Source organism: Streptomyces flavusporus, from assembly GCF_046267975.1.
Taxonomy (GTDB): domain Bacteria; phylum Actinomycetota; class Actinomycetes; order Streptomycetales; family Streptomycetaceae; genus Streptomyces; species Streptomyces flavusporus.
In genome coordinates this window covers 3,299,915-3,315,205 of the sequence record NZ_CP176503.1, presented here as the reverse complement: position 1 = coordinate 3,315,205, position 15,291 = coordinate 3,299,915, and the positions used below count along the sequence as shown (strand labels likewise).

General features: G+C 71.5%; 15 protein-coding genes and 1 pseudogene. 14 read left to right on the top strand and 2 right to left on the bottom strand.

The window, feature by feature from the left end; genetic code table 11:
• The first annotated feature begins 130 nt into the window (after positions 1–130).
• The 11 genes and pseudogenes from ACKTSN_RS15595 to ACKTSN_RS15545 all read left to right on the top strand — a co-directional run bounded on the left by ACKTSN_RS15595 (position 131) and on the right by ACKTSN_RS15545 (position 11,731).
• On the top strand, positions 131–388 hold the full coding sequence (locus ACKTSN_RS15595) for a hypothetical protein (RefSeq protein ID WP_409469692.1): 258 nt from the start codon (positions 131–133) through the stop codon (positions 386–388).
• Entirely contained in the window at positions 388–2,751 is a 2,364-nt protein-coding gene (locus ACKTSN_RS15590; protein ID WP_409469691.1) for a heavy metal translocating P-type ATPase, read from the top strand. Before ACKTSN_RS15595 ends, ACKTSN_RS15590 begins: the two co-directional genes overlap by 1 nt.
• Positions 2,748–3,269: a copper chaperone PCu(A)C gene (locus ACKTSN_RS15585; protein ID WP_409469690.1), complete on the top strand. Its 522-nt coding sequence runs from the start codon at positions 2,748–2,750 to the stop codon at positions 3,267–3,269. Before ACKTSN_RS15590 ends, ACKTSN_RS15585 begins: the two co-directional genes overlap by 4 nt.
• Positions 3,270–3,387: 118 nt before the next feature.
• Positions 3,388–4,452 carry an ABC transporter substrate-binding protein gene (locus tag ACKTSN_RS15580; protein ID WP_409469689.1) on the top strand — a complete coding sequence of 355 codons (1,065 nt, stop codon included), beginning with the start codon at positions 3,388–3,390 and terminating at the stop codon, positions 4,450–4,452.
• Between the two features lie 2 nt (positions 4,453–4,454).
• Positions 4,455–5,531 carry a FecCD family ABC transporter permease gene (locus ACKTSN_RS15575; protein ID WP_409469688.1) on the top strand — a complete coding sequence of 359 codons (1,077 nt, stop codon included), beginning with the start codon at positions 4,455–4,457 and terminating at the stop codon, positions 5,529–5,531.
• Between the two features lie 19 nt (positions 5,532–5,550).
• Positions 5,551–6,357, top strand: coding sequence for an ABC transporter ATP-binding protein (locus tag ACKTSN_RS15570; RefSeq protein WP_409474837.1), 807 nt, complete (start codon positions 5,551–5,553; stop codon positions 6,355–6,357).
• Between the two features lie 102 nt (positions 6,358–6,459).
• Positions 6,460–7,254, top strand: a pseudogene (locus tag ACKTSN_RS15565) (dTDP-glucose 4,6-dehydratase); the annotation flags it as partial.
• Positions 7,255–7,352: 98 nt separating this feature from the next.
• The gene (locus ACKTSN_RS15560; RefSeq protein ID WP_409469687.1) at positions 7,353–7,868 is read left to right on the top strand and encodes a hypothetical protein; all 516 of its coding nucleotides are present in this window, start codon (positions 7,353–7,355) and stop codon (positions 7,866–7,868) included.
• Between the two features lie 130 nt (positions 7,869–7,998).
• The gene (locus ACKTSN_RS15555) at positions 7,999–9,294 is read left to right on the top strand and encodes an FAD-binding oxidoreductase (protein ID WP_409469686.1); all 1,296 of its coding nucleotides are present in this window, start codon (positions 7,999–8,001) and stop codon (positions 9,292–9,294) included.
• Between the two features lie 158 nt (positions 9,295–9,452).
• Positions 9,453–10,367 (top strand): putative sugar O-methyltransferase, encoded by a 915-nt coding sequence (locus tag ACKTSN_RS15550; protein ID WP_409469685.1) that lies wholly within the window; start codon positions 9,453–9,455, stop codon positions 10,365–10,367.
• A complete protein-coding gene (locus tag ACKTSN_RS15545; RefSeq protein ID WP_409469684.1) occupies positions 10,367–11,731 on the top strand; it encodes a cation:proton antiporter in 1,365 nt (454 codons plus the stop codon). Before ACKTSN_RS15550 ends, ACKTSN_RS15545 begins: the two co-directional genes overlap by 1 nt.
• 75 nt (positions 11,732–11,806) lie before the next feature.
• Here the strand turns inward: ACKTSN_RS15545 and ACKTSN_RS15540 are convergent, their stop codons facing one another.
• Positions 11,807–12,502: a permease prefix domain 1-containing protein gene (locus ACKTSN_RS15540; RefSeq protein WP_409469683.1), complete on the bottom strand. Its 696-nt coding sequence runs from the start codon at positions 12,500–12,502 to the stop codon at positions 11,807–11,809.
• Positions 12,499–12,840 carry a PadR family transcriptional regulator gene (locus ACKTSN_RS15535; RefSeq protein ID WP_129800636.1) on the bottom strand — a complete coding sequence of 114 codons (342 nt, stop codon included), beginning with the start codon at positions 12,838–12,840 and terminating at the stop codon, positions 12,499–12,501. The genes ACKTSN_RS15540 and ACKTSN_RS15535 overlap by 4 nt, the downstream gene beginning before the upstream one ends.
• Positions 12,841–12,966: 126 nt before the next feature.
• On the opposite strand from ACKTSN_RS15535, the gene ACKTSN_RS15530 reads away from it, so the two are divergent.
• The 3 genes from ACKTSN_RS15530 (at position 12,967) to ACKTSN_RS15520 (ending at position 15,212) form a co-directional block, all read left to right on the top strand.
• Positions 12,967–13,263, top strand: coding sequence for a hypothetical protein (locus tag ACKTSN_RS15530; protein WP_409469682.1), 297 nt, complete (start codon positions 12,967–12,969; stop codon positions 13,261–13,263).
• 87 nt (positions 13,264–13,350) lie between these two features.
• Complete coding sequence (locus ACKTSN_RS15525; RefSeq protein WP_409469681.1) at positions 13,351–14,358, top strand: ATP-binding cassette domain-containing protein; 1,008 nt, start codon at positions 13,351–13,353, stop codon at positions 14,356–14,358.
• The gene (locus ACKTSN_RS15520; RefSeq protein ID WP_409469680.1) at positions 14,355–15,212 is read left to right on the top strand and encodes an ABC transporter permease; all 858 of its coding nucleotides are present in this window, start codon (positions 14,355–14,357) and stop codon (positions 15,210–15,212) included. The genes ACKTSN_RS15525 and ACKTSN_RS15520 overlap by 4 nt, the downstream gene beginning before the upstream one ends.
• Positions 15,213–15,291: the final 79 nt, after the last annotated feature.

The following is a 15,291-nucleotide window of genomic DNA, read 5'->3' as shown; positions in this document are numbered from 1 at the left end:
ACTCCGTATTACGTCCGGATGTGACCGCGACCACCCGGGACTCGTGTGTGACGCAGGCCACAGAATCGGCCGGGAACCCGCCCCTCACCAGGCCCGACCTCTGTAACCGGTACAGGTCAGGAGGCCGGTGATGGAACAACCACAGCAAACCTCCCCAGGAGCGGGCGTCCAGGCGCTGCGAAGACTGGCGCCACCGCCCGCCCTGTGCGGTTTCCTCCTGCTTCTCGCCCTGGTCTTCACGGTGTCGTACGCCGTCGGATCCGCAGCCGGACCGGTCGCGCCCGGCATGCGCCCCTCCGGCACGAGCAACGGCGTCGAGGACGACCCGGGCACGGGCACGGGCACGGACCCGGAGACCGACGAGATGCCGGGAATGGGTGGCCACTGATGGCCACGGAACCGGCACCCCCGCTGCTCACCACGGACCTGACCGTGGGCGGAATGACCTGCGCGGCCTGTGTGCGGCGGGTCGAGAAGAAGCTGGCCAAGCTGGAGGGCGTGACCGCGACGGTCAACCTGGCCACCGGCAGCGCCCGGGTCAGCCATCCGCCGGACATCCGCCCCGAGGAACTCGTCGCGACGGTCGAACAGGCCGGGTACACGGCCGCACTGCCCGCGCCACCCCGGGAGCGGAGGCGTGCACAAGCCGAGTCCGGGTCCGACTCCGAGGCCGACGCCATGCGGCAGGAGCGGGACCGGCTGCTGATCACCGCGCTGCTCGCGGTGCCGGTGCTGGTGCTGTCCATGGTGCCCGCCTGGCAGTTCCGCAACTGGCAGTGGCTGTGCTTCGCGCTGGCCGCGCCGGTCGCCGTGTGGAGCGCGTGGCCGTTCCATCTGCGTGCGCTGCGCGGGCTGCGGCACTCGACGGCGACCATGGACACCCTGGTCTCGCTCGGCGTCGTGGCGTCCTTCACCTGGTCGGCGTACGCGCTGTTCCTCGGCGGCGCGGGCGATCCCGGGATGCGGATGGCGTTCAGTCTGCTGCCGGACGCCTCGGACGACGGCATGGCCCACGTCTACCTGGAAGCCGCGGTCGCCGTACCGCTGTTCGTGCTGGCCGGACGCTTCCTGGAGGCGCGGGCCCGGCACGGCACCGGGGCCGCGCTGCGGTCGCTGGCGGAGCTCGCCGCCAAGGAGGTCTCCGTACGCGGCGACGATGGCTCCGAACGCCTGGTTCCCATCGAGGAGCTGACGGTCGGGCAGGTCTTCGTCGTACGGCCCGGTGAGCGGGTCGCCACCGACGGCGAGGTGGTCAAGGGCAGTTCCGCCGTGGATCTGTCGCTGGTCACCGGGGAGAGCGAGCCGGTCGAGGTCGCGCCCGGATCCGCCGTGGTCGGCGGGGCCGTCAACGCGGGCGGGCTGCTGCTGGTGCGGGCCACCGCCGTCGGCGCCGACACCCAACTGGCCCGTATCACCCGGCTGGTGACCGAGGCCCAGGCCGGCAAGGCGAAGGCACAGCGGCTGGCCGACTCGGTGGCCGGCGTGTTCGTGCCGGTGGTGCTCGCGCTGGCCGTGACCGTGCTCGGCTTCTGGCTCGGAGCCGGCGCCGACCCGCAGGCGGCGATCACCGCATGCGTGGCCGTCCTGGTCGTGGCCTGCCCGTGCGCGCTGGGTCTGGCGACCCCGACCGCGCTGATGGCCGCCACCGGCCGGGGCGCCCAACTCGGCATCCTGGTCAGGGGACCGCAGTCCCTGGAGGGCCTCGAACACATCGACACCGTCGTCCTCGACAAGACCGGCACCCTCACCTCCGGGCACATGACCGTCGCCCGCGTCACGGCCGTACCGGACGGCCCCGGCCGGGACGAGGTGCTGCGGCTGGCCGCGGCAGTGGAGCAGGGCTCCGAGCATCCGCTGGGCCGGGCGATCGTCGCGTACGCGACCCGCACCCTGCCCGGGGCCCGGCTGCCGGAGGTGGCCGACTTCACCGCCACGGCCGGGCGGGGCGTACACGGCCGGGTCGAGGGCCGGCTGGTCGAGGTCGTCGCACCGGACGACGAACTGCCCGAGGCGCTGACGGACGCGCTCCCCGCCGCGGAGGCCGCCGCGCACACGCCCGTCGTGGTCCGTGTGGACGGGCAGCCCCAGGCGCTGATCGAGATCGGTGACGTCGTACGGCCCGGCAGCTACCGGACGGTGGACCGGCTGCGCCGGCTCGGCGTCGAGCCGGTGCTCGCCACCGGCGACCGGGAGGCACCGGCCCGCGCCGTCGCCACCGCGCTGGGCATCGAGGAGGTGCACGCCCGCTGCACCCCCGAGGACAAGGCCGACCTCGTACGGGAGCTGCGCGAGAGCGGCCGCCGGGTCGCGGTCGTCGGCGACGGCGTCAACGACGCGGCCGCGCTCGCCGGGGCGGACCTCGGCATCGCCATGGGCGGCGGCACGGACGCGGCGATCGGCGCGGCCGACGTGACGCTCGTCCGCGGTGACATCGAGGCGCTCGTGGACGCGGTACGGCTCGCCCGGCGCACCCTGTCCACCATCCACACCAACCTCCTGTGGGCCTTCGGCTACAACGTCGTCACCGTGCCGCTCGCCATGGTCGGCCTGCTCAACCCGATGCTGGCCGCCGCAGCCATGTCGGTCAGCTCGGTCCTGGTGGTCACCAACAGCCTCCGTCTGCGCGCCTGGCAGCCGTCACCCGGCCGGGAGTGTGACCGGGCCGACGGGGAGAGCCGCGGACCGGCTGCCGGGGACGGCGGGCCGTCGCCCGCCGAGAGCCTGATGCCGGCCGGGAGGGGTGACGCATGAGCGGACCGTCCTGGCGGCCCACCCGACGGCGGCTCGCCGACACCCTGCGGGCCGCCGTCGCCCCCGTCGCCGCCTGCGGCATCGCCCTGGGGGCGCTGACCGCGTGGACCGCCGCCGGCAACGCGGGCAGTGGGCCCCGGATCGAGGTCAGCGGGGGGCGGGTCTTCCTGCCGAACAGCGAGAGCGGGGACACCGCGGCGTTCTTCCGGATCACCAACTCCGGAGGCATGGGCGACCGGCTGACGAAGGTGACGTCCTCGGACACCCTGGGCGACGAGGGCACCCTCAGCCGGCACAACATGACCGGCGACGCGGCGGCGACCGGGCAGGCGGTGGACTCCGTGATCATTCCGGCCGGTGAACGCCTCGACATGTCCCCGTACGGCCTCGACATCACCGTGCGGGCGAAGGCGGACTGGCGTACGGGCGACCTCGTACGGTTCACGCTGCACTTCGAGGACAGCGGACGGATCGAGACCCAGGCGGTGGTGGTCCTGCCCACGTCGGACGGGTGGTGACCGCCCGCCCCGGTCCCAAGTGGCCGGATCCGGACGGGAACTTGAGCCGAGCCCGGTCCGACTACTGGTGCGGGTGGCACTCGTCCTCCCGTGTACCGATGGCTCCTGGAGTGGTGTGATGCGTATCCGCGCGTGGTGGGGAACGACGGCCGTGGTGCTCGGCGGCCTGCTGGCGGCGGGCTGCGGCGGCGGGAGTGACGACTCGGCCGGCGACGCCCCCGCCGGGAACTCCGTCTCCGACGGCTACCCGGTGACCGTCACCGACTGCTCCGGCGCCGAGACCACCTTCGACGAGGCCCCGAAGCAGATCGTCACCAGCAACGCCTCCAGCCTGGAGCTGCTGCTCCGCCTGGGCGCCGGCGACCAGGTGATCGGTACCGGCTTCCCGCCCGGCAAGGGCACCCTGCCCGCCGAACTGGACGCGCAGGCCCAGAAGATCGAGGTGATGAGCGAGTACGTGATCCCGAAGGAGAAGCTCCTCGGCTCCGGCGCCGACGTCTTCGTCGACACCTTCGGGGCGATGGACATGGGCGGGATGGCGGACGTGCCCACCGACGAGGAGTTCAAGGCGGCCGGGATCAAACGCGTCTATCTGAAGTCCACCGCCTGCGCGGCCACGGACAAGACCCCGGTGACCGACCTGTCCGCCGTTCAGGACGACATCACCTCCCTCGGCGCGGTCACCGGCACCGCCGACAAGGCCAAGGAACTCGTCGACGGCATGAAACAGAAAGTGGACGCCGTCCAGCAGGCGGTCGGCTCCACACCCGAGGACGAGCGGCCCACGTACTTCTTCTTCGACTTCGACGCCAGCACCAAGCAGCCCGTCGTCGTCTGCAACCGCCAGGTCGCCAACGCGGTCATCACCCTGGCCGGCGCCCGCAACGCCTTCGCCGACTGCGACGGCGACTTCCAGCAGGTCGGCTGGGAGGACGTGATCGCCAAGAACCCGGACTGGATCCAGCTCGGGGTGCGCAACCGGGGCAGCGAGGCCGCCAACGACAAGGCGTTCGACGAGGCGCAGAAGTGGCTGGAGACCAACCCGGCCACCAAGGGCCTCAAGGCCGTCGAGGACGGCAACTTCCTGCGCATCGGCTCCGAGCAGACGACCATCGCGGGCGTCACCAACGCCGACACCGTCCAGCAGATCGCCCGTAAGCTCTACCCGGGCAAGGTCGGCTGACCGTGGCCAATGCCCTGTTGAGCCGGAAGAGCCCGGAAACCCGCACCCAGCCACGCGCCGTGCCCGCCGGGCCGCTCGCCGCGGTCCTGGCCGTGGCACTGCTGCTCGCGCTCACCGCGGCGGTGTCCTGGGGCTCCACGTCCATCCCGCCGGGCGAGGTGTGGGGCGTGGTGTGGCGGCGGCTGTCCGGCGAGCCGCCGCGGCCGGGCACCAACGACCTCATCGTCTGGCAGCTGCGCGTCCCGCGCGCGGTACTGGCGGCCCTCGTCGGCGCCGGGCTCGGCCTCGTCGGTACGGCCGTGCAGGCACTGGTGCGCAACCCGCTGGCCGACCCCTATCTGCTGGGCATCTCCAACGGGGCCTCGCTCGGCGCGGTCGGCGCGATCGTCCTCGGGGTCGGTGCGGGCGGCGCGCTCGGGCTGGGGCTGTCCGCCGCCGCCTTCGCGGGCGCGCTGGCCACTTTCGCCCTGGTGTGGGCGGTGGCCCGGCGCGGCGGCGGCTTCGCACCGCTGCGGCTGGTGCTGGCCGGGGTGGCGATCGGCCAGTTCCTGTCCGGGTTCACCAGCTACCTCGTCCTCCAGGCCGGGGACGAGCAGCAGACCCACAGCGTGCTGTTCTGGCTCATGGGCAGCCTGGGCGGCGCCAACTGGCAGCTGCTCGCCGTGCCCGCCGTCGCGGTGCCGGCGGTCCTGCTGCTGCTCCAGGCCCGCGCCCGCGGTCTGAACGCCCTGCTGATGGGCGACGAGACCGCGGCCGGCCTCGGCATCGACGTCGTCCGGCTGCGCCGGGAGCTGTTCACCGTGACCAGCCTGCTGACCGGTGTCCTGGTCGCGGTGTCCGGCGCGATCGCCTTCGTCGCCCTGATGGTCCCGCACGTCTGCCGGCTGGTCGTCGGCGGCGACCACCGCCGGCTGCTGCCGGTCTCGGCGCTGTTCGGGGCGCTGCTGCTGGTCGTGGTCGACATCGTGTGCCGTACGGCCATGGACACCCAGGAGCTGCCGGTCGGGGTCGTCACCTCGCTGATCGGGGCTCCGGCGCTGCTGTATCTGCTGGACCGGCGTCTGGGGAACGGAAGTTGAGAGATCGGGGTTGCCCACTGTGAGGATCGACGTCGAGGACCTGCACGTCGCGTACGCGGGCCGTACGGTCGTCGCCGGAGCCCATCTGATCGCGGACGAGGGCGAGATCACCGGCCTCGTCGGCCCGAACGGCAGCGGCAAGTCCACGCTCCTGCGCACGGTCTACCGGCATCTGAAGCCCGCCGCGGGCCGGGTGCTCCTGGCCGGCACCGACCTGCGCGAGCTGAGCCCCGTCCAGACCGCCCGGCGCGTCGCGGCGCTCCCGCAGGAGCGGGGCGGCGACTTCGAGCTGACCGTGCGCGAGGTCGTCGCCATGGGCCGTACGCCCTACAAGCGGGCGTTCGCCGGGGAGGACACCGCCGACCGGGACATCGTCGCCCGCGCCCTCGCGGACGCCGGCATGGCCGAGCACGACGGGTGCCGCTTCACCGAACTGTCCGGGGGCGAACGCCAACGCGTCCTGCTGGCCCGCGCCTTCGCGCAGCAGACGGAGATCCTCGTCCTGGACGAGCCCACCAACCACCTGGACATCCGCCACCAGGTGGAACTCCTCGCCCTGCTGCGCGCCCAGCGCCGTACGACCCTGGTGTCGCTGCACGACCTGAACGCCGCCGCCTCCGTCTGCGACCGGCTGCATGTGCTGCACGACGGCGGCGTGGTGGCCTCGGGCCCGCCCCGCGAGGTCCTGCGGCCCGCCCTGCTGGCCGAGGTGTTCGGCGTCCGGGCGGCCGTCGTGGAGCACCCCCTGACCGGCGACCCGCTGATCGCCTTCGACCACCGGTCCCCGGCGGACGAAACGGCGGACGTCGGCACCGCTTGGGCGTAGCTGCGGGCAGTCGTGCCTCCCCCAGTGCCTTAAGGGCCTGGGGGGACCCCCAGGGCGGCACGGGTGGGCGATGGGGGTCCCCCCGCTCGAGCGAAGCCGGGTGTGGTGCCGGGGCACGACCTGGTCGTCAATTTCGCGGCGGAGACACATGTCGACCGGTCCATCGAGGACTCCGGCGATTTCGTCCGCACCAACGTCCTCGGCACGCAGGCTTTGATGCAGGCCTGCCTCGACGCGGGCACCCGCTCAGTCGTGCACGTGTCGACCGACGAGGTCTACGGCAGCATCGCCACCGGCGCCTGGAGCGAGGACGCCCCGGTGTCGCCCAACTCGCCCTACGCGGCGTCCAAGGCGGGCGGCGACATGATCGCCCTCGCCTATGCGCGCACCCACGGGCTGCCCGTCTCGGTCACCCGGTGCGGCAACAACTACGGCCCCTTCCAGTACCCGGAGAAGGTCATCCCGCTGTTCATCACCAACCTGCTGCGCGGCCGCCGGGTCCCGCTGTACGGGGAGGGGAACAACGTGCGCGACTGGATCCACGTCGAGGACCACTGCCGCGGCATCCAGGTGGTCGCCGAGCGCGGCGCGGCGGGCGGGGTCTACCACATCGCCGGCACCGCCGAACTGACCAACCGTGAGCTGACCACCCACCTGCTCGAAGGGCTCGGTTGCGACTGGTCGATGGTCGAGCACGTGCCCGACCGCAAGGGCCACGACCTTCGCTACGCGCTCAGCGACAAGAAGCTGCGCGCCCTCGGGTACGCACCGGCCATCTCCTTCGACCGCGGCATCGCCTCGACGATCGACTGGTACCGCACCCGTTCCGCCTGGTGGGAGCCGCTCGTCGCCGGCCCGGGACCCTACCCGGCGGCACCGTCCGCAGCGCCGCAGTAGGCCGGAAACAGGTAGGCAGCCTACTCAAATGGGCTGATCTGTGTTACCAATTAGTTGGTAGCCAACGTATTGGCAGGCAATCCAGAAGGGACCCCCCGGTGACCAAACTGCTGCTCTCGGTGCATGTGCTGGCGTCGATCGTGGCGATCGGCCCGATCACGGTGGCGGCATCGATGTTCCCCCGCTTCGTCAAGCCGCAGGCCGGGGACGACGACCCGAGCGGGGAGGAGCGCACCCCCGCCACTGCGGCGCTGCTGCACCGGATCTGCCGGGGATACACCGTCGTCGGCGTCGCCGTACCGGTCTTCGGTCTTGCCACCGGCGCTCAGATGGGCGTGCTGGGCGATGCCTGGCTCATCGTCTCGATCATCCTCACCGCGATCGCCGCGGCCCTGCTGCTGATGGCGATCCTGCCCGGTCAGGAGCGGCTGCTCGCCCAGCCCGCCGGTGCGGCGGCGGGTGGCGGCGCGGGTGCGGCCGTGGACACCGCGACCGCGGAGGCGACCCGGTCCGCGGCGGCGCGGCTGGCCATGGTCACCGGGATCTTCAACCTGCTCTGGGCCGTCGTGGTCGTGCTGATGATCGTCCGCCCCGGCTCCACGACCGGCGCCTGAGCGCCGTACGCCCGCAGACGCGCCCCACCTGGCGCAGTCCAGAACGCCGTAGACGCCAATGCGCCAATGCGCCAATGCGCCAATGCGCCAATGCGCCAATGCGCCCAAGACGCCAAAGACGAGGACAGACATGACCCTCTCCAACGCAGCATCCGGTCTTGCCGGAGCCCTGGCCGATTCCGTCGCGGGCCCGGTGCTGCTGCCCGACGACAGTGGTTTCACCGAGGAACTGGCCAGTTTCCAGCTCGGGTTGCGCCACCAGCCGGACCTCGTGGTCGGTGCACGCCGGGTCGCGGACGTCCGGACCGTGCTGCAGCTGGCCGGCGAGCACGGGGTTCCGGTCACCGTGCACAACACCGGACACGGGATGCGCTTCTCCGCCGACGAGGGAGTCGTCCTGACGCTGCGCCGGCTGAACGGCGTCCTGATCGATCCCGCCACCCGCACCGCCCGCGTCGGCGGCGGGGCGACCTGGAACGACGTCATGGCGGCGGCCGCACCGCACGGCCTGGTGCCGCCCAGCGGCAGCCTGGGCTGTGTGGGCGCCGTCGGCTATACCCTCGGCGGCGGGATCAGCCTGCTGGCCCGCTCCGACGGCTGGGCCAGCGACCTGGTCCGCTCGTTCACGGTGGTCACCGAGGACGGCGAGGAGCGGGAGGTCGGGCCGGACGACGCCGAGTGGTTCGCCCAGCTGCGCGGCAGCGGACCGGTGCGGGGCGAGGTCGTCACCGAGATGACCATCGGCCTGCTGCCCGAGGGGCGTCTGCAGGGCGGCGGGCTGACCTTCGACATCGGGGCGACGGGCGCGGAGGGCGACCCGGCGGTGCTGCACGCCTTCCGGGAGTGGACGGCCGAGCTGCCCGACGAACTCACCTCCACCCTGCGGGTGATGTCCTTCCCCGACCTCGACTACCTGCCTCCCATGCTGCGCGGCCGGCGCATCGCGCGTGTCGCGGTCGCGCTGCGCGGCACCGAGGAGGACGCCGAGCGGCTGGTCGCGCCGCTGCGGAAGGTGGCGCAGCCGATCGAGGACACCCTGGCCCCGATGCCGTTCGCCGAGTACCCCCGGGTGCACGCCGAGCCGGACAACCCCGGGCCGTTCATCGGGGAGAACCTCCTGGTCGACGCCCTCGACGTGACGGCCCTGGAGAACCTGGCACGGCTGACCGGACCCACCATGGTGATCGTGAACATCCGTCACCTCGGGGGAGCCCTGGCCCGTCCCGCCGCAGTCCCCGACACCGTGCAGGGCCGCGATGCGCAGTACCTCGTCGCCGCGGTGGCGCCGGTCGACCCGCTCGTGTCGGTCACCCACCCCGGGGCCGCCTACGACCAGGCCAACCCCGGCTGGGCACTGGAGCCGTTCGGCACGGCCAAGGTCGGCGTCAGCCCCGGTTTCAGCGTCGGACCGCGCGGCCGTAGCTGAATCCCGATCTGCACCGCCCGGGCCGGCCGGCATTCCCCCGAGTCGTGCTGTCCGGGCGGTGCGCACAAACGGTCAGGGCGCCCTGTTCAATCTTGTCACCGATGATTCCCGAGCCATATTCTCCAATGCGTCGGACGCCACTCGGGGAAAGGCCTTCAATGGATTTGAAGCCGCAGGTGAACGAGCTCTGGAAATACATCGGCGAAAACGAGGTCAACGAAGAACTGATCGGTGACCTCGCCAATTTCAAGCGAAGCCAGGTGAACTACCGGCTGACCTACTTTGATGTCCGCACGAACGGCGTCCGCTATCTGAAGACGCTCATCTACAATCTGGCCGGCCAGCTGAGCCCGGAGAACTGGGAGCGGCTGCGCCGGATCGAGGGGCGTGAACTCGGGCAGCCGTACTCGGTCACCTACGACGGGGAGTCCGTCTGCCTGGACTACCTGCGCGCCGTGCGCGATCTGGAGTTCATCGAGAAGAACCTCGACCTCGACGGCGGCCGCGTTCTGGAAATCGGTGCGGGATACGGCCGTACATGCCACACGCTGATGTCGAACAAGGACATCGGCGCATACACGATCATCGACCTGCCCACCACGATGGCACTCTCCAGGAAGTACCTGCGGGCGGTGCTGTCGGAGGAGCAGTTCAGCAAGATCACGTTCATTCCCATCGACGATATCAAGACGTCTCTCGGCGATGCGGAATTCGACCTCTGCATCAACATCGACTCGCTCGCGGAAATGGACGTCGAGACCGTCCGCTACTACTTCGCGCTGATCGCGGAACGCTGCCGGCACTTCTACACGAACAACCCGGTCGGCAAGTACATGGACAAGAGCCTCGACGACCACGCCCGCGGCGAGGACGCCATCGCCCGGGCCCTGGACGCGGGGCTGCTGACCGATGTCATCGACGTCCACGACAACCGTGCGGTGCGGGAGCAGGCCCGCAAGTTCGTCGTGGCCTACCGCCCGCACGACAGCTGGCGGTGCGTGGCCGACGAGTGGGCCGCGCCGTTCACCTGGTACTGGCAGGCTCTGTTCCAGGCGCCGGCCGTCGGCCGCTGATGCCGTACGGGGGACCGGCGTCGATCCTCGCCGACGGACCGGTCGCGCCACTCGGTCAGCATTCCCTGCTGCTGCTTCTGCTCCAGGTCGGTGTGCTGCTCGCACTGGCGTTGCTGTTCGGCCGGCTGGCCGTGCGGTGGGGAATGCCCGCAGTGGTGGGCGAGCTCATGGTCGGCGTCCTGCTGGGGCCGTCGCTGCTCGAACGGTTCGCGCCCGCGCTGACCGACTGGCTGTTCCCCAAGGAACCCGGCCAGTTCCATCTCCTGGACGCGTTCAGCCAGATCGGCCTGATGCTTCTGGTCGGCGTCACCGGCACCCAGCTGAACCTCGGGCTGCTGCGCCGGCAGGGCACGACCGCCCTGCGGGTCAGCGTCGGCGGACTCGTCGTGCCGCTGGCCTTCGGCATCGGGGTCGCCTTTCTGCTGCCGGACAGGCTGGTGCCGGGGGACGTCGACCGTGCCGTGTTCGCGTTCTTCCTCGGGGTGGCGATGTGCGTCAGTGCCCTCCCGGTCATCGCCAAGACCCTGTCCGACATGGGGTTCCTCCACCGTCCCGTGGGTCAGCTCATCCTGACGGCGGGGATGGTCGACGACACGGTGGCATGGTTCCTGCTGTCGCTCGTGACGGCGCTGGCCACGGCCGGTCTGACCGCGGGTCACGTCGGGCTGGCGCTCGCCTCGCTGGCGGTCTTCCTGGTGCTGGCGTGCACCGTCGGCCGCATGGCCGTCCGGGCCGTGCTGCGCCGGACGACACGGTCCGCGGAACCCGGGGCCACGGTCGCCGCCGTGGTGGTGATGGTGCTGCTGTCCGCGGCCGGGGCCCACGCGCTGCACCAGGAACCCCTTTTCGGCGCGTTCGTGTGCGGCCTGGTCATCAGCTCCACCGGAGAGCTGGCGCCGAACCGGCTGGCCGCTCTGCGCACGGTCGTCATGGCGGTCTTCGCGCCGGTGTTCTTCGCCGCCGCCGGCCTGCGGATGGACCTGACCGGGCTCGCCGATCCGGTGGTGCTGGGCGCCGCGTTCCTGCTGCTGTTCGTGGCGGTGCTGGGCAAGTTCCTCGGCGCCTACGCCGGGGCCAGGCTCAGCCGGCGGAGCCGGTGGGAGGCGCTGGCCCTCGGGGCGGGGATGAACGCCCGTGGTGTCGTGGAGGTGGTCATCGCGATGGCGGGGCTGCGGCTGGGCGTGCTCACCACTCAGATGTACACCGTCATCGTGCTGATCGCGGTGGTCACCTCGCTGATGGCACCGCCGATCCTGACGCTGGCGATGAAGCGCATCGAGGACACCGCCGAGGAGACCGCGGAACTGAAGTCCTCGGAAGAGAAGACCGCGGACGAGGAGATCCGCGAGAAGGCGTACGGATAGCGAAACAGCAGGAGGTTTCGCCGTCGCGTCCTCAGGCCGTACGGCCGACGCGACGGCGGAACCTCCTGCTCGTGGTCAGCGCTCCCCAGCGCCCGGTGCCTCGATGACCGGCAGCCGGGCGCAGCGTCGGCAGGACCGGGCCGAGCCCGCCACCAGGGCGTGCGAGGTGGCGGCGAGGGCCCCGGCGAACGCGAGCAGCAGCCAGTTGGTGCCCAGGGCGGCCGCGATGGCGAGGGCCAGGGTGGCGACGGCCATGGAGACGCTGGCGACGGTGCCGCCCCATGCGACGGTGAGCGGCAGCCGGTCCGGCGTGGGCAGCCAGCGGGCGAGTGTGCCGGTGGCCGCCAGGGCCACGGCGGCGAGCAGTGCGGCAACGGCCGAGACGCCGGCCAGATGGACGGCCAGCAGCTGGGCCGTGCGCGGCAGTTGCCAGGTCTGGTCATGTCCGGCCTGCCGGACCAGATACCAGCAGGCGATCACGAAGGGGACGGTGAGCGCGACGGCCCGCGCGGTGTGCCGGGCCTGGGCGATCGTCAGCTCGCGCTGCCAGCTCACCACGAGTTCGTCGGCGGTCCCGAACTCCCGCACCGCCTGGTCGGCGGCACGCTGGTACGTCAGCCCCGCGCGGGTGCGTTCCGACACCGCGTCCGTCAGGTCCTCACGCACCTCGGCCACCATGCGTGCCTTGGTGCGCGCCGGGCCGTGTAAGGCGGCGGCCAGGGTGGAGACGTAGTCCTCGATGGGGTCGGTCTGCGGGGTGACGGCGCTCATGTGGCGACTCCGGGCGGCGTGACGGGGTTCAGGACCGAGCCGATGGCGGTGGTGAACTCCTGCCACGCCGTCCGCTCGCTGGCCAGAGTCCGGCGTCCGGCCTCGGTGAGCTCGTAGCACCGCCTGCGGCGTTCGCCGGCGGACTGCCAGCTGCTGCGCAGCAGCCCGATGCGCTCGAGCCGGTTGAGGGCCGGATAGATCGTGCCCGTACGCAGTTCGAGTGCGCCTCCGCTGCGCTGCTGGACGGCGGTGATGATCGCGTAGCCGTGCAGGGGCCCGGGTTCGAGCACGGCCAGCAGCAATCCGTCCAGGTGGCCGCGCACTGCATCCTGTCTCATAAGTCGGCAGCCTACACAATCGGGTATTGGTGTGCTATCTATTGGCAGCCAATGCATGCCGACGACGAAAGGGTCCACCAGTGACCAAGGTGCTGTTATCCGACTCCACCGCGGGAGCGTGATCCGGTGCGTACGTTGCGGATCGCGGCCGGCGTCGAGGCGGCCTCCCTCGCCCTGCTCTTCCTGAACCTGTTCACCGTCCATCTGCAGGTGATCACCTCGCTCGTCGGGCCGGTGCACGGCTCGGCGTATCTCGTCACCATCGGCGCCGCGTGCATGGCCCCGGCCGCGGCCGGGTCGGGTGCCCGCTGGCGCGCCGCCATCCCGGGCGTCGGCGGCCTGCTCGCCCTGGCGCGGATCCGCGGCCGGACCGCGCAGGCCTCGCCGACCGCCCAAGCGGCCCCGGGCGGCTCGCATGGCTGAGCCCGCACCGACCGGCACGGACAGCATCCACGGTCGCCCGGACCGTACGAAAGAGACCGCATCCAGGACCCGACGGGGGAGGACCCGATGACCGCCGGCAGTTCGGCAGCCGCCATCGAGACCGAGGGGCTGGTGAAGACCTACGGGGACAAGCGGGCCGTCGACGGCATCGACCTCGTCATCCCCCAGGGCATGGTCTACGGCGTGCTCGGCCCCAACGGGGCGGGCAAGACGACCTTCGTGAAGATGCTCGCGACCCTGCTGCGGCCGGACGGCGGCCAGGCCCGCGTCTTCGGCCGGGACGTCGTCCGCGAGGCGGACGAGGTGCGCGCCCGCGTCTCCCTCACCGGCCAGTACGCCTCGCTGGACGAGGACCTGACCGGCGCCGAGAACCTGGTCCTGCTCGGCCGGCTCCTTGGGCACGGCAAGTCCGCCGCCCGGGGCCGCGCCGCCCAGATGCTGGAGGCCTTCGTCCTGACCGAGGCGGCCGACCGGCAGGTGAAGACGTACTCCGGCGGCATGCGGCGCCGGCTCGACATCGCGGCGTCCATCCTCAACACCCCCGACCTGCTCTTCCTGGACGAGCCGACCACCGGCCTGGACCCGCGCAGCCGCAACCAGGTGTGGGAGATCGTGCGGGCGATCGTCGGCCAGGGCACCACGGTGCTGCTCACCACCCAGTACCTGGACGAGGCCGACCAGTTGGCCTCGCGGATCGCGGTGATCGACAGCGGCAAGGTGATCGCCGAGGGCACCAAGGGGGAGCTCAAGGCCTCCGTGGGCGCCGGGTCGGTGCATCTGCGGCTGCGTGACGCCACCAGGCGGCCGGATGCCGAGCGTGTGTTGGCGTTGTGCCTGGACGGCATGCCCGTACAGCTCGATCCCGACCCGTTCGCCCTCACGGCTCGCGTGGGCGCCGGGGCCGACGGCTCCGGCGCGGCCGAACTGGCCTCCCGCGCCCTGGCCGAGCTGGCCCGGGCCCACATCGCCGTCGACACCTTCTCGCTGGGGCAGCCCAGCCTCGACGAAGTCTTTCTCGCCCTGACCGGCGACGGCGCCGGCAGTGGCCGTACCGTGCAGGAGGCCATGGCATGAGCACCGCGACCAAGACCGAGGACCGCGCCGACGGTCCCGCCCGGGTCTCCACCGAGTCCCTGGCCGCACTGCTGGTCGCCCCGGCCGGGAAGCGGCCGCGGGCCGGCGCCCCGGCGGCGTCGATGGCCTTCGGCTGGCGGGCCATGCTGAAGATCAAGCATGTGCCGGAGCAGCTCTTCGACGTCACCGCGATGCCGATCATGTTCGTGCTGATGTTCACGTACCTGTTCGGCGGGGCGCTGGCAGGCTCGACCGAGGAGTACATCCAGTTCCTGCTGCCCGGGATCCTGGTGATGTCGATCATCATGACGACGATGTACACGGGCATCTCGATCAACGTGGACATCGCCAAGGGCGTCTTCGACCGCTTCAAGACCCTGCCGATCTGGCGGCCCGCGCCCATGGTCGGCTATCTGCTGGGCGACATGCTCCGCTACACCGTCGCCGCGGCCGTCATCCTGACGGTGGGTCTGATCCTCGGCTTCCGGCCGGACGGCGGGCCCGTCGGAGTGCTGGCGGGGGTGGCCCTGCTGCTGGTCTTCAGCTTCGCCTTCTCCTGGGTGTGGACCATGTTCGGCCTGCTGCTGCGCACGGAGAAGTCGGTGATGGGCGTCTCGATGATGGTCATCTTCCCGCTGTCCTTCCTGAGCAACGTGTTCGTCGACCCGGAGACCATGCCGGGCTGGCTGCAGGCGTTCGTCAACAACAGCCCGGTGACCCATCTGTGCGAGGCGGTACGGGGTCTGATGGCCGGCGACTGGCCGTCGGCGGAAATCGCCTGGGTGCTGGGGTGGGCGGGACTGTTCCTGCTGGTCTTCGGACCGGTCACGATGCGGCTCTACGCCCGCAGGTGACTTGAACGCCTACAACGCCGGTATCGCCGACAACAAGGCGGCGGGCAGCGCTTGAACGCGCTGTCCACCGCCTTTTTTG